This window comes from Janthinobacterium sp. GW822-FHT07A03, assembly GCF_058798815.1.
On sequence record NZ_JBXAKW010000006.1, the window covers coordinates 445,032 to 458,866 of the forward strand.

Annotated in this window: 10 protein-coding genes and 3 pseudogenes; 6 read left to right on the plus strand and 7 right to left on the minus strand. The window is 51.8% G+C overall.

Going from position 1 to position 13,835, the window contains the following annotated elements; translation table 11 throughout:
• Positions 1-44: 44 nt before the first annotated feature.
• Positions 45-413, minus strand: coding sequence for a cupin domain-containing protein (locus AC1RJW_RS19530; RefSeq protein WP_493046456.1), 369 nt, complete (start codon positions 411-413; stop codon positions 45-47).
• A 353-nt stretch (positions 414-766) separates the two neighbouring features.
• Positions 767-2,353, minus strand: a complete 1,587-nt coding sequence (locus AC1RJW_RS19535; protein ID WP_493046457.1) for a sensor domain-containing diguanylate cyclase — start codon at positions 2,351-2,353, stop codon at positions 767-769.
• A 314-nt stretch (positions 2,354-2,667) separates the two neighbouring features.
• Between AC1RJW_RS19535 and AC1RJW_RS19540 the strand changes: the two genes are divergently transcribed.
• From AC1RJW_RS19540 to AC1RJW_RS19560, 5 genes are all read left to right on the plus strand, one after another.
• Positions 2,668-4,377, plus strand: a complete 1,710-nt coding sequence (locus AC1RJW_RS19540; protein WP_493046458.1) for a methyl-accepting chemotaxis protein — start codon at positions 2,668-2,670, stop codon at positions 4,375-4,377.
• A gap of 23 nt (positions 4,378-4,400) precedes the next feature.
• Positions 4,401-5,018: an adenylyl-sulfate kinase gene (gene cysC / locus AC1RJW_RS19545; RefSeq protein WP_493046459.1), complete on the plus strand. Its 618-nt coding sequence runs from the start codon at positions 4,401-4,403 to the stop codon at positions 5,016-5,018.
• A gap of 151 nt (positions 5,019-5,169) precedes the next feature.
• Positions 5,170-6,294 (plus strand): sulfotransferase family protein, encoded by a 1,125-nt coding sequence (locus AC1RJW_RS19550; RefSeq protein WP_493046460.1) that lies wholly within the window; start codon positions 5,170-5,172, stop codon positions 6,292-6,294.
• A 460-nt stretch (positions 6,295-6,754) separates the two neighbouring features.
• Positions 6,755-7,372: a hypothetical protein gene (locus tag AC1RJW_RS19555; protein WP_493046461.1), complete on the plus strand. Its 618-nt coding sequence runs from the start codon at positions 6,755-6,757 to the stop codon at positions 7,370-7,372.
• 37 nt (positions 7,373-7,409) lie between these two features.
• Positions 7,410-7,652: a hypothetical protein gene (locus AC1RJW_RS19560; RefSeq protein WP_493046462.1), complete on the plus strand. Its 243-nt coding sequence runs from the start codon at positions 7,410-7,412 to the stop codon at positions 7,650-7,652.
• Between the two features lie 1,252 nt (positions 7,653-8,904).
• On the opposite strand, the pseudogene AC1RJW_RS19565 reads toward AC1RJW_RS19560, so the two are convergent.
• From AC1RJW_RS19565 to AC1RJW_RS19585, 5 genes and pseudogenes are all read right to left on the minus strand, one after another.
• A pseudogene (locus AC1RJW_RS19565) lies at positions 8,905-9,762 on the minus strand (IS3 family transposase).
• Positions 9,731-10,105 carry a GNAT family N-acetyltransferase gene (locus AC1RJW_RS19570; protein ID WP_493046463.1) on the minus strand — a complete coding sequence of 125 codons (375 nt, stop codon included), beginning with the start codon at positions 10,103-10,105 and terminating at the stop codon, positions 9,731-9,733. The pseudogene AC1RJW_RS19565 and the gene AC1RJW_RS19570 overlap by 32 nt, the downstream one beginning before the upstream one ends.
• A 72-nt stretch (positions 10,106-10,177) precedes the next feature.
• Positions 10,178-10,582 carry a copper-binding protein gene (locus tag AC1RJW_RS19575; RefSeq protein ID WP_493046464.1) on the minus strand — a complete coding sequence of 135 codons (405 nt, stop codon included), beginning with the start codon at positions 10,580-10,582 and terminating at the stop codon, positions 10,178-10,180.
• Between the two features lie 75 nt (positions 10,583-10,657).
• Positions 10,658-11,623, minus strand: a pseudogene (locus tag AC1RJW_RS19580) (efflux RND transporter permease subunit); the annotation flags it as partial.
• 558 nt (positions 11,624-12,181) lie between these two features.
• Positions 12,182-12,328: pseudogene (locus AC1RJW_RS19585) on the minus strand (hypothetical protein); the annotation flags it as partial.
• On the opposite strand from AC1RJW_RS19585, the gene AC1RJW_RS19590 reads away from it, so the two are divergent.
• Positions 12,273-13,394 (plus strand): tyrosine-type recombinase/integrase, encoded by a 1,122-nt coding sequence (locus AC1RJW_RS19590; RefSeq protein ID WP_493046465.1) that lies wholly within the window; start codon positions 12,273-12,275, stop codon positions 13,392-13,394. The pseudogene AC1RJW_RS19585 and the gene AC1RJW_RS19590 overlap by 56 nt on opposite strands.
• The last annotated feature ends 441 nt before the right edge of the window (positions 13,395-13,835 follow it).

Here is a 13,835-nt window from a genome sequence, read left to right on the forward strand (position 1 = left end):
AAATGACGCAGAGTAGCGAAGCGGGTACTCGAACCCGGCAGGCACTATTGTGGTTTGGCGTACTTTGCGACGCCTGTTACATCAAACAATACGCAACGCTGACTGCCAACTACCCAGGCATCGTGCCCTGGTGGCATATAAAAAACATCACCAGGCCCATACTCCATTTCAGATCCATCGTTCATTTTAACGATCATTCGTCCTTCGAGGACCATGCCGGTATGAGTTGCTTGGCAGGAATCTGTACCTGCTATCGGTTTTACGTGCAGACTCCAGCGCCAGCCAGGTTCAAATTCGCCACGCCCCATTGTCTGGTTGCCAAGCGTGAAGACAGCCATCTGACCTGCGCCATCTTTGAATGGGCGGACTTCGTCCGGTTTATCCCAGGATTTCTTTTCCAACATTGTATTCATAGCCTGACTCTCCTTTTAATTACTGGAAAGAATGATATTTCCAAATAAAAATGATTCACCACGAAACAGTACGCCGCCCTACAGCCCAACACCTCACGATCAACTTCCGCACTAAAATTTCATGCTGGACGCTTCAATATAGTTCAATAATAAAAATTTTCAACTATGCCATTTCTTTACATTCACTTAAAACAACAAAAAATCTCGACATCAATATATCAACATTAATCCAATAAATATCTTCTTCAAATTCATATATCTCCATTCACTTCATGGAATCAAGAAATTAAATACAACTATTGCAAGTGACAAGCCATAAAATATCGCCCTTTTTCACCCAACTCAAGAAATATTTAATCCACCAAAATAAACACCGTCTCCGACTGCCCAAGATGGCATACTTTATTACGCCCCGACTCCTTGGCCTTGTACAGTGCCTTATCGGCGGACTCGACCAATTCAACTGCCTCATTCTCCAAGTGAATGGGTGAAAATGCTTCCACACCGATACTTACTGTTACAACATCAAGTGGGTTACCGCTATGCGGGATGCCTAAAGCTTCGACTGCAAGCCGAATACTTTCAGCAACAGCGACTACGCCAACAAGATCCGTTCCAGGCAATAAGACCACAAATTCTTCGCCGCCATAACGTGCAGCAATATCGCCTGCTCGGCGCATGGCCATGTTAAGCGTATGAGCAATTTTCTTCAGGCACTCGTCGCCAGCGACATGACCATAGATATCGTTATATTGTTTGAAAAAATCAACATCGATCATCAGCAATCCAAGAGTGCTTTCGCCGCGCTGTGCACGATTAAACTCCTCTGCTAACGCTTCGTCAAAATACCGTCGATTCGCCAAGCCGGTCAGTCCATCTTGCATGACAAGATGTGCCAGAATATCATTCGATATTTTCAGATCATTGCTCGTTTCCTCGAGTTTTCCTGCAATTTTCGATCGCAAGTCAATTTGCCTGATCATCCGATATCCAAGAAATCCGATGAGCAAGACCAATACGCCTCCCGCAGAAACTTGTATGCATGCATCGCTGAACCAATTTTCCAGAATCTCATCCTGCGACAGAGCGGCAGAGACAACTAATGGATACTCCTCTATTCTTCGATAGCTATTTATCCGAACAACGCCGTCTTGCCCGGATTTTATAACTGCCGTTCCGCTATCTGATTTCGGCAAATAGTCATGAAACAACGGCAGCTTTGAGATATCTCGCCCCAACTTGCTGGCATCGAATGGCCTTCTTAGTAACAATATTCCTCTTTCATTGGCGATAAAAATCGCACCTCTATCACCTATAGAAAATAGATCATAAAATGACCTGAAGTATGTCATATTAATTGTGGCAAGTGCCACGCCACCAAAATTTCCATCTGGAAGGTTAATTCTGCGAGATACCGTGATAATCCACTCACCCGTCGATTTGCTGCGTACAGGAGGACCAATATATGGACCGCGATCACTGTTCGTTCGATGATGTTCAAAATATTCACGATCAGAATTATTTAAATTTTTAAGCAACACTTTCTGGGAATTCACCAACCAATTGCCTTTTTTATCATAGACAAATATTCCATGCAGTTGGGGCAACTCAGTTACTCGCGTGACCAGAAGAGTGTGAATGCGATTCAATTCGATCTCAGATACACCATCTATTTCAATTCGCTCCACCAAGCCAACCAATAGTGTATCGGCTTCTTTGATCGTGTCATATGCATGCTGTGCAACGGCATGTGCCAGGTTTGAGCTGGCTTGACCCGCCTGGGCCAGCTCGACGTTCCTTGCCCGCCAAATCATTCCTAGCTGAACCATAAGAATGGAAAGGCAAACCAAGACAACGAATACAATCGCCATGGGCACCAGTGAAAATCTCCGCAGGCTAAGACTACTTGAATCTTGTGCCAAACCATCGATAGCAGACATAGCCCCCTCCTTTTTTCGCCGATGTTCTCAGTGTTAAATACCGTACTCTTTATTGTGAATAATCACGAAAAGTAACCACTAAAAATAAAAACATAGAGTGCATCGACTCTGTCTTCTACCTGAGTTTGAGTTGTCATTCCTCTGGTGCGCCATGTTAAATATCAAAGACAGCGCAGATTTATTTTTTTTGTTGCGCATTTGTTGAAAGTGATTATGTGAGACTTTCCGCCCCTCCCCAACCAATATGATCGACTTGTACCTGCTGATAAATCCGCATCAATCTGGAGTAGGAATCAAGGCATTTAGGAGAAATTATGTCATTTAGACATCTGAAAATGGCGACTCGCCTTGGCCTCGGTTTCGGTTTGATAGCCCTATTGCTCATCCTAGTGATTGCACTCGGGCTGAACAGTATGCGGCAGATACAGAACCGAATGAACGAAGCCACCAAGGTCAACAACGTCGAAACCAGACTGGCCCAAACCATGGATCTCAGTGTGACTGAGCGCGCCCTGGCCGTACGCAATCTGATCCTGCTAAAGAATGAAAAAGAGATTCAGCTCGAAGTTGAGCGCATATCTGAACAGGAAAAAAGATATGAAGCCGCTCAGGGGAATTTGAGCCGCATGTTCGAGCGCCTGGAGAGTACCTCTGCCGAAGAAATAGAGCTACTCGAGCAGATTAAGAAACAATCCTTACTTGCGACTCCCTTTGTCCAGCGCGCCTCTGCATTGGCCCTGGCACAAAAACAAGACGAAGCCTACCAAGTCCTGCGTTATGAGTTCCGACCGATACAGAAACGTTGGTGGGAGTTGATGCGCAAGCTTATTGCAGTAGAGGAGAATCAGAACAGCGAAGGCACAGCAATAGCTGAGGCGGAGTATGTCCAGGCCAGGGTGATGATGCTGAGTATCGGTTCACTGGCTCTGATCGCGAGCTTGGTCGCCGCTGTATTGATTACAACTGGTATCAGCAAACAACTGGGTTGCGAACCAGCAGAGGCTGTTGAAATTGCCAGCCAGATTGCGGACGGCAATCTGGCTGTTCGCATCAATACCCGCAGCGGAGACACGCACAGTCTGCTATTTGCCATGCGATCTATGCGCGACAGCCTAGGCCAAATTGTTCAGCAAGTCCACATGAGCACCGAAACCATCACCACAGCTGCGGGACAAATTGCTGTAGGTAATCTGGATCTATCCTCACGCACAGAGCAGCAGGCCAGCACACTGGAGGAAACGGCATCGTCAATGGAAGAATTAACAAGCACCGTGCGCTTGAATGCCGACCATGCCCATCAGGCCAACGAACTAGCCGCGGCCGCCTCCAGTATCGCCTCCAAGGGAGGGACGGTGGTAGCACAAGTCGTCCACACGATGGCCGCCATTGATATCTCGGCGCGCAAGATCGTCGACATCATTGCCGTCATTGACGGCATCGCCTTTCAAACGAATATCCTGGCGCTCAACGCAGCAGTGGAGGCGGCACGGGCGGGCGAACAAGGACGCGGCTTTGCCGTGGTCGCTGCCGAGGTGCGCAGCCTGGCACAGCGCTCGGCGACGGCGGCAAAGGAAATCAAGGACCTGATCGGTGACTCGGTAGAGAAGGTGCAGGCGGGCAATAAACTAGTCGACCAAGCCGGCACCACAATGCACGAGGTCGTAGTCAGCGTCAAACGCGTCACCGACATCATGTCAGAGATGATGTCGGCCAGTCAGGAACAATCGTCCGGCATCGAACAGATCAACATGGCAATAATGCAGATGGACAACGTAACGCAACAGAATGCGGCGCTGGTGGAGGAAGCCGCCGCCGCTGCGCAAGCGTTGCAGGAGCAGGTCCACCGCTTGAATGATGTAGTGCGCGTTTTTCAGCTGGACTCCCGACTCCCTGCATTACATCCAGTGCGACAACCCGTCACTGGGATGGTGCCCCCTGTGATGCCGAAGCCCCCTTTGATACCAGCGACGACCAGCCGCGCAGGCCAATATAAAACGCTTGAATCAGAATGGCAACAATTCTAATCAATAGGTCAAGGGGAAATCAAATGGAAAAGGCCCGCAATGCAGGTAGTATTGCGCCCCATGTCTTTTGGCATACCAATCAAGTAACACAGGAGACGCGTCACCGCCAAATGGGCCAGCGTGCTGCGACGGTGTGGTTGACTGGACTCAGCGGGGCCGGAAAATCGACGATGGCGTGTGCACTGGAAAGCCGGCTGGTAGGTGCGGGGCACTTGGCATATGTACTTGATGGCGACAATATTCGCCACCACCTCAACTGCGATCTAGGTTTTTCCCCCAGTGACAGACAGGAGAATATCCGCCGCACTGCCGAAGTGGCCCGCTTGATGAACGACGCTGGCCTGATTGTCATCTGCGCTTTCATCTCGCCGCTGCGCCGTGACCGGGAGATGGCACGCCAGATCATAGGCGCACAAAACTTTATCGAAACATATGTTAGTACACCGTGCACTGTCTGCGAAGAGCGGGATCCAAAAGGACTTTACAAAAAGGCACGTGCCGGGATGATTCAGGAATTCACTGGCATTTCTGCTCCTTACGAGGAACCGCTGGCACCAACACTGGCGCTGGATACAAGCAGGCTGTCGCAAGAAGAGTCTTGTGAGCGCCTGTTTCAGCATCTGTCCCAGCGTTTTGTCTGACTCTTTGGCGAACATGCTGTACACGATGCATTCAACAGAAATGCCGTCACTGTAGCAAGTATGTCCTAGCGCAATTTGCTCCGGTCTATTTTTTTGCAACAGTTTCACCTAGACACAGTACTGGCCTACTGGCAAGTTTCTTGAGGTAAAGATGACAGTCCTGATCGCAAACAAATCCGCAAGCGCCCCACGTCCGCGCCCGGTCATGATGATCCCGCTGCGCCGCTGCGGTAGCCATGCACTACGCCTTCGGCTAAATATGTCGCCGCAGTTCTTTTCCCCATACCCTTTGCATATCGTCGACATGATGCCGCTGCTCGACCTATATGGTGACCTGCAGGACGACCGGAACTACTTCCAGCTAGTTGTGGATGTGGTAGGCCTGCAAACAGTCAGCATGGTCAAGTGGCCTGGCGTGGTGTTTGACCCTGTGGAAATTTTCGAGGCAGTGCGTCACCAGCCGCGCAGTATTCATCGCGTGGGATGGGAGTTACTGCTCCAGGCCGGTGAGCGACAACATGCTCAGGTAGTGATGGACAAAGCGCTCGATAGCGTGCATTACACTGACGACCTCATGAAACTCTATCCTGAGATGCTGTTCATCAATGTCGTACGCGATCCCCGTGCACAGGTAGCATCAATGAACCGTGCAATCATTCACGATTTTGATACCTTGCTTAACACCCAAGCGTGGGTGGCAGCACATCAGGCGGCGGATCAAGTCATGTGCCGCCATCCGCACCGCGTGCTGACAATACGCTATGAAGACTTCTTGCTACAGCAACAGGCCACTCTAGAGACTATATGCCGCTTTCTCGGTATTGACTTCCTGCCCCAGATGCTCGACGTGACCAATTCGCAAGAAGCCAGGCAGATTGCCCAGCTTTCGTCACTATGGTCTTCCAACTGCTTTCCACCGATTGCCAGCAACATCGAAAAATTCAAGCAACAACTCTCCGAGCATGAAATTAACCTCATTGAAACAATGGCTGGCAAGCACATGGACCGCTACGGCTATACGCGCCTGACTTCTGGCAATGCCAGGATTTCGCAGGATCGCTTCGCTGTAGCGACAGAGCATTCGAGCACCAAGCGAAAACAAGCATGGCGCAAGCTGGAACAAGACAACTTCCGTGACTACATCCTGCGACGTTTTCGCATCGACTATCTGACGCAACTGCGTGACCGCCTTGGTCGGCAAGCTGAGTACTTTGATCGTGGAACCATGGGCAAGTTGGAAGAACTTGATTCAACCTCGTTTGAGATACAAGGCTAGTTGCCGAGCTAGCAGCGACTTTAATGTGGGTATTAGAGCATTTAGGTTCCACTGTCGAGGGAGCACGTGCCATGGGCGAAGCACCATGGACGCATAAGCCATGAGTAGAGCGAGGAAGCCGGTGGATGCCATCCTATCGGAGTTACCAGTTAACGGCCTGCTTTTGATGCAGCTCCATGAGTGCTACGCCCCCTCATTGGAATGATATTCCTCCGCGGCGATCCGCTAGCACCCATAGACGCCAGCGCAACACGGCCCATTGCATTGACGTCATGTAGCATTGCTCAACATGCGCAATAACAGCTAACAACTCCAGTCGCTTAATTTCATTTCCGTTAGCACATGTAGGCGAGGAAGTGATTAACTGGACATTGGCTGTATTGATCTACGTCAAGCTTGTTTGCATTATTTCCCGAGGTGAAGTTTATCACTGCACAATACCATCAAGGAGATGCCTGCCATGGAATTTACGCACGAACATCATTTAGATGGCTACGTTTTTCACATCTGCGCCATACTTACCTCTGAATACCGTTACAAAGGAAGGATTCTACTCTCAAAGAGAGGCGACACATGCGCTACCATTGATCCAGCCTTGACGATTGATACACCAAGCACCTTCAAATCATTTCGTGGTGCGCAAATCGAAGCATCGGCATACGCTCATGAGCTCGTATATAGTGGGGCAATTTTATCCATTATTGACACAGGATTACCTGCACAATCCTTCCCCCGCTCCCGTAGCTCCGCAAAAAATAAGAAGAATAGTGTTAAGCGTTATCGATCTGCAAGAAACCTAAAGAAACCTATTTATTATGTTCACCTGTCCACCTTGAGGAAATTTACTTTTCAATGGTTCACAACAAAGACATCTGACTGTGGCACTGCCCTGGCGGCTTTCTATGAACTTTCCAGTTACAGCTTTCTCAATGGAAAACCATACCAAGTCAGCCTAAAATGCAATAATATTTTGATGATTCGCCATAGATTCGATAGTTTCCCAGGAAGCGAAGAAAACTGGGCCAACCCGATGGAGAACAAGTCCGCAGAAATGGCAAGTTCAAATTTCTCGGGTTAATGGCAGGCAGCGCTCATCAATCATTAAAAGAATCGACATGCAAACCATATACATATTTGGGACCCGAAAAGGACTGGCTCAGATCGATTTTCACGCAACCACGGGGCGATTCTATGCCGTGTTCTGCAATGAAAAACTGGGGAACTATCATTCGCCCGAACAGGCCGCAGCGGACTTGGCACATGGTTACACCTTTAGTCATTCGTCTGGCATCGATCTCACTATCCTTGGAATACCAGAGGATCTTGAAGACTGGGAGCGCATTGCGGATGACAAGTAGCTTGTCACATTGAGATACTTCAGAAAAATAGCATTCGTCAAGAAAATTGCAACGGATAGCCTTTAACTGAGGCATTGGGAAGTGCAAATATATATTCCCACGTACGCCAATATAAAGTGTTCCTCAACATAAAATTACCACCTCTGAATCGTCTTAACTGGTCGATATCCATTATCGACCATCAACGACAAGCCAATCAAAAACGCTCTGCATGATGTGTCTCTTCTTTGCAACTGCCTACGACCTTCCTCAAAAAAACTCCTCCAAAGTGCTGTCAGACAAGATACTCGATTATTGAGAAAGAGTTAGTGACTTTAAGGTCTTGACGAAGACACTGCACTCCAAGTCATGATTCCGTAGTCATACAAGCATACCGAAGTAGTGGTCTTCTCCCACCAATCACTATTTACCTAATAGAAAATTGATTAATATCAAATAGATGTCAAATTTCCTCATATTTTCGTCACTATCCGGTCATTTATTTTATTGCCAAAAATGCTACCATTTTTCGACAATGATGTTTCAAGCGTTTCCTCTGCCACAAAACACCTAAAAGTGACAGATTGGAACGCTTATCCAATCTCCACACGAATAGCCAGGACAACATGACTTATAGAAACCCCACCTTCCACAACGGCTTTACGATTTCAGCCTTTGCGCATCGACTCCCAGAAGGTTGCTGGCAAGGGCAACTTTTACTGACGAAGCAGGGATATTTGGATCAACATTTCTCTTGTTATGAGCACAAAGAAACGGAGGGCGAAGCGGAGCAATCAGCGATGGCGATGGGATTTCAAATTGCGAATTACTGTAGCCCAGGTCGCGTGAAGAGCCCCATCAAGACCTCTGGACTGTAGATTCGGCCATTTGAAGTGCAATGCCGCGCGGCATAGTTGCAGGAGTAAAACTACAGGCCAGGACTAGAAGAGTCCTCTCTCCAAAATACGGCCGGGTACGGTCAATGTGCAATCTGGTGCCGCCCTGTGGCGTGTAGTGCTGATTAGTGCCGCATCCGTCTCGCATCCGTCTTTCAGTACGTAGGTAACCATGGTGGCATTCGCGGACGGAACATCGAATTTGCCTAGTTCGGATATATTGGTGCAGGCATTGTCGATGGCATCGTCGGATTACCGGGCGTACCGGGCGCCCTGTGGGAAGGTGCCAAAACAGTCGGCGAAGGATACCGCGGCTTGGGATAATTATTAACCGGCAATATTGATAGCTATGAACCACGTTCATCCGTCTGTAGTGGTCAACCCATCCCGGACACTACGTTAAGTTTTTCTTCGGTGACGGCCGGCGCCAATCCCTCATTGAACTGATGTGGCCGTATCCAGTTATACCGGTGCATCAGGTAGTGGCTGATGTCCCGTTGTGCTTCTTGTGCCGTCATGTAACCTGTTGACGGCAGCCATTCCGTTTTGAAGCTGCGGAACAGCCTTTCCATCGGGGAGTTATCCCAACAATTTCCCCGACAGCTCATATTCTGTCGTATCCGATAGCGCCACAAGCGCTGACGGAATTTTCGACTGGCGTACTGGCTACCTTGATCCGAATGAAATAGCAGCCCCTGCGGTCGACCTCGCTGCTCGTAAGCCATTTCCAGCGCTTGCACAACAAGGTCAGCGTCGGGTCGTAGCGAGAATGCCCAGCCCACCGCTCGGCGAGCGAACAAATCCAACACCACTGCCAAGTAATACCATCTGCCGGGCGCGCTCCCGATATGCATACAGGCATGACCGCGCTACGTCGAACAGCGCGCAGATCAACTCGATTGATTCGTCACCACAAATCTGATCGATTACCTCGTATGTTCTATCCCTTCCGACATCAAGAGCGCGGTAGCCTTTTTTAAAATGGACCTCTCCCGCTCGAGACGCTCAATGCGTGCTTCGAGTTCCTGTATTCGCTGCTGATCAGGCGTCATTGCCTTACTCTGTGGCGTGATGCCCTGCCGCTCCAACTGAAGCTGCTGCACCAAGCGGCGCAGCACTGATTCGCCGATGCCCACCGACCGGCTTGCCTCCGTATGGCTATATCCTTGATCCAGTACCAGGCATGCCGCCTGCTGTTTGAACTCAGGGGAAAACGTACGTCTTTGCTTGCTCATCAAACACCTCTCCATGGCGAGCATTCTCGCCTAAATCAGTGTCCGGGTACATTAAACCACTACAACCTTGGCCAACGCAATCGTGTGCTACATAGACCGTCGATTCGACCGAAAAACGGTAGGCGCTGCGAGCTCGCCAAGGCGTAGCGTACGCATACCCTAATATCTGCCCATCCCGTTCGAAAACAAGCCACGGCAGTTGCGCCCCCACTGAACCAATGCGTTGGGCCATTTCATGCGCATCGACCGCTTGCTCTTCAAATGTGATGGTAGAGGTCTCAACGTAATGGTTATAAATCGCAGCAATCGCGGCAGCGTCGGAAATAGTAGCGTTTCGGATCATCTCGCCGCAATCAATATATAGACATTGTTAAAGGAGGTGCTACCTCGTATCGAGATCACCTCCTACCGGATCTTATCTTACTCCGACAACAACATATTCAGCACCTTCTTTCTTGATGTCGACATGTACTTGCTTCCCCACCTTCAGTTTGCCAAACAGAGCCTGCTCTTTTACTGTGAAGCCCATCGTCATCGGTGGCCAGTTCAGGCTTTGAATCGCTTCATGTGCCAAGATCACCTTGCCCTTGGCCGCATCGACCTCCTTGACGGTGGCGACGGCGCTGTGGGTGATTGTAGGACGGTGACTGGCGTCGGTAGTGGCCATCATTTCTGTGCAATCTTTGGTCGCCATGCCCTTCATAGCCTGGCAACCTGGCCGTTCCATTTTTCCGTCTTTCACTGTCATTGGCGCTTGTGCAAACACCAGACCGGCAATACACATGACCAGTAGCAAAGGGAGTTGTAAAGTGTATTTCATGATGGTTCCTTTGAGTAGCTAAAAAATAGATTTCCACCCACAAGCTCTCTCAAGCTGCGAGCACCTTGCGCCTGCCTAGTGCACAACATCTGTAGACAACCGCTTGCCCATTGCAGCTCGCATCGCCTTACGACGAATCAACAGGTAGACCGCTGGCACGACAAACATCGACAGCAGCGGCGCCGTGATCATGCCGCCCACCATCGGTGCGGCGATGCGCTGCATCACTTCCGATCCTGTTCCCGTCCCAAGCATCACCGGCACCAGCCCGGCAATGATGACGGCCACCGTCATGGCTTTCGGCCGCACGCGCAACACAGCGTCTTCGCGGATGGCGTTCAGCAAGGCCGCCTCGCCGTGCGCGCCCTGCGCCTGTTTCGCCTCCCATGCCTGTTTCAGGTACAGCAGCATGATCACGCCAAATTCTGCCGACACTCCCGCAAGTGCGATGAAGCCCACGCCGCTGGCCACGGAAAGGTGGTAGCCCAGCAGCCACAGCAGCCAGATGCCGCCCGCCAGCGCAAACGGCAAGGTCGCCATGATCAGTGCGGCTTCGTCGACGCGGCCGAAGGTCAGGTACAGCAGCACGAAAATGATCAGCAAGGTGGCGGGCACGACGATTTTCAACTTCGCCGTGGCCCGTTCCAGGTATTCGAACTGCCCCGACCACGACACCGAATAGCCGGGCGGCAACTTGACCTGCGCAGCGACCGCGCGCTGCATCTCCCGCACGGCCGAACTCAGGTCGCGCCCATGGATATCCACGTACACCCAGCCAGACAAGCGCGCGTTCTCGCTTTTCAGCATGGGCGGACCATCAGCGATGCGAATGGAGGCCACGTCGCCCAGGCGTATCTGCGCGCCCCGCTCCGTCAGCACGGGCAGCTCGCGCAGTTTCTCGACGGAATCGCGCAGCTCGCGCGGGTAGCGCACGCTGATGGGAAAGCGCTGCAACCCGTCGTCGACCGAGTTGTCGTTGCCGCTGCCTTCAACGTTCAGTGATTCCACGATGCTGGCATACGGAATTGTGATGCCAGCCCTGATGTTCTGTTCCAGCTCGATTTGCCGGGTGTCGCGCCACCCATGCTCTCCTATCTTGGCAATGCCAGGATTCAGGCGAATCGGTGCGCGTAACGCGTATGTTTCCGTTCCTGGCTGGCTTGGCTTGGTATCTTTGGCTTTCTTCACCTTGTCTTGGCGGCCATCTGTAAGTGGCTCGACACCGGCGCTCCCCGCAACTGCAGGGATAGGTGGGATAGTAGGCAGCGACAACTGATGATCGCTAACATCGGGCGGCGTCTCTGGTGCAGCACACCCTTCCTGAACTTGGGGCGGTGTCACCCTCGCCTGCCGAGGCTTGATATCACTTTCCGTGGTTTGCCCCGCCGCATGAGAGCCATTGAGAGTAATATCCATGTCCAGCGGCACTGGTGGCGGGTGTAACACAGCAAGGACAACACCTGGCGTCACCAACTTCAACGCCTCCAAGGGTTCAGGGGCGCCTGGTGGCCGGATTGACCAAACAGACTCGTCCGAACTCATTGGCACGATGATCCCGGCATCGCTCAGAATTTCCATCGCGTCTGCTGGTGAGGCTGGTAAGCCATACAATCCCTCGTCTTCCAGCAAGGTGAGCATGTCGCTCACACCATTCGGCCACACCAGAAACAGTCCGTCCCGCCCGAGCCACATGCGGGACCGTTCCGAATTGGGCAGGCGCCTGCAGAGTGCCGTGGTCAGTGCCATCGAACGCGGCACCTTTGTGTACGAGGAATTCTTTCCCGATTCGCTCACCACCCAACGCCAAAAAGAGGCACAGGCCGACGCGCAGGCCGCGGTTGCCGCGAAGGTTCGTCCGCCAGTGCGCGTGGGCGACCTGCTGCGCGACTACCTGCTGATCGCAAAGCGCAACCTGGAATTGTCGACCTACAACTGCTACCAGCAGGTGGCGAAGAACCATCTGCTTCCCCAATGGGAGGACAAACCGGCCGCCGAACTGACCACGCGCGACCTGCGCAAGTGGATCATGAGCCTGAACGGCAAGAGCAAGACCATCCAGCTAATCCTCACCCCGATGCGCAACGCCATCGAGCTGGGCGTGATCGAAGGCGACCTGGAGTCGAATCCCTTCGACAGCATCAAGCTGGGCAAGCTGCTGCCGCGCGACCAGCGCGTCAGCAAGTTCAAGGCCGACCCATTCAATATCGATGAGATGGAACTCATCCTGAAAGCGTGCGAGCGCGATGAAGAGCGCAACATGCTGCAGTTTGCCTTCTGCACCGGCATGCGCCCATCCGAATACATCGCGCTGCAATGGGCGGCCGTGGACGAGCCGCACCACCAAGTCAGCGTGGCCGGCGCATTCGTCGACGGAGAAATGAAGGATCGTGCCAAGACGCTGAGCGGCTTGCGCACGATCGACATGCGCTGCGGCGCACTTGACGCGCTGCAGGCACAGCGTGCCCTAACGGGCGCTGGCGCCAGGACGGTATTCCTGCACCCGCGCAGCGGAAAGCCGTGGCAGGGAGACAAGCCCATCTACAACTGCTGGAAACGCATCATCAAGGCCAGCGGCGTGCGCTTCCGCAATCCCTACCAGACGCGCCACACTTTCGCCTCCAACCTGCTCATGCTCGGCGCGCTGCCGCTGTACGTCGCTACGCAAATGGGCCATGCAGACACGACCATGATCGTGCGTACCTATGGCAAATGGATAGCCGCGGGGCTAGACCATGGACGCAGGGAACGGCTGCTGCGCCTGTATGCACAGACGAACCCGCTGCGGGCAGATGAATTCCCGAAATACAATTAAAATACCCAACAGACCCTTCCTCCGTAAGGCCGCTATCGCCCCAGAGCGGACGTTGGCATTCGCCTACTTACTACGAGTGAAGTCGGTACTTTGGATGAGGTCGGCTTGATCGTTACGCATGTTCCGCACAGTTCTCACACAAGCCGACAGCATTCAAGTCCTGAATGGGGAACATTTCCTCAAAGCGGTATTTGGGGACCGAGCTCGGCGTGTTTGACCTCCGGCCTAAATGTCTGCAAGCAACACATTGAGTAATCCATTTTCGCGTTCGAGGATCAGCTAGGAACCATTCTTGTGTACGAGTTTCGTTCCTCAATCCCGCAGCTCCCATCCTAAATGTTTATAGATCCGCTTCTGGCCGGATGCTGCCTGCATGGTGAGAATAGCATCTTGCCTGCTTGTAAAGTTCATTATTTGTCACGACTAGGCGGATGTAGGCCC

Coding starts and splice junctions, on each gene's coding strand:
- AC1RJW_RS19570 (WP_493046463.1), bottom strand. CDS start 10,105: ATGATCCGAAACGCTACTATTTCCGACGCTGCCGCGATTGCTGCGATT.
- AC1RJW_RS19530 (WP_493046456.1), bottom strand. CDS start 413: ATGAATACAATGTTGGAAAAGAAATCCTGGGATAAACCGGACGAAGTC.
- cysC (WP_493046459.1), top strand. CDS start 4,401: ATGGAAAAGGCCCGCAATGCAGGTAGTATTGCGCCCCATGTCTTTTGG.
- AC1RJW_RS19540 (WP_493046458.1), top strand. CDS start 2,668: ATGTCATTTAGACATCTGAAAATGGCGACTCGCCTTGGCCTCGGTTTC.
- AC1RJW_RS19535 (WP_493046457.1), bottom strand. CDS start 2,353: ATGTCTGCTATCGATGGTTTGGCACAAGATTCAAGTAGTCTTAGCCTG.
- AC1RJW_RS19560 (WP_493046462.1), top strand. CDS start 7,410: ATGCAAACCATATACATATTTGGGACCCGAAAAGGACTGGCTCAGATC.
- AC1RJW_RS19550 (WP_493046460.1), top strand. CDS start 5,170: ATGACAGTCCTGATCGCAAACAAATCCGCAAGCGCCCCACGTCCGCGC.
- AC1RJW_RS19555 (WP_493046461.1), top strand. CDS start 6,755: ATGGAATTTACGCACGAACATCATTTAGATGGCTACGTTTTTCACATC.
- AC1RJW_RS19575 (WP_493046464.1), bottom strand. CDS start 10,582: ATGAAATACACTTTACAACTCCCTTTGCTACTGGTCATGTGTATTGCC.
- AC1RJW_RS19590 (WP_493046465.1), top strand. CDS start 12,273: ATGCGGGACCGTTCCGAATTGGGCAGGCGCCTGCAGAGTGCCGTGGTC.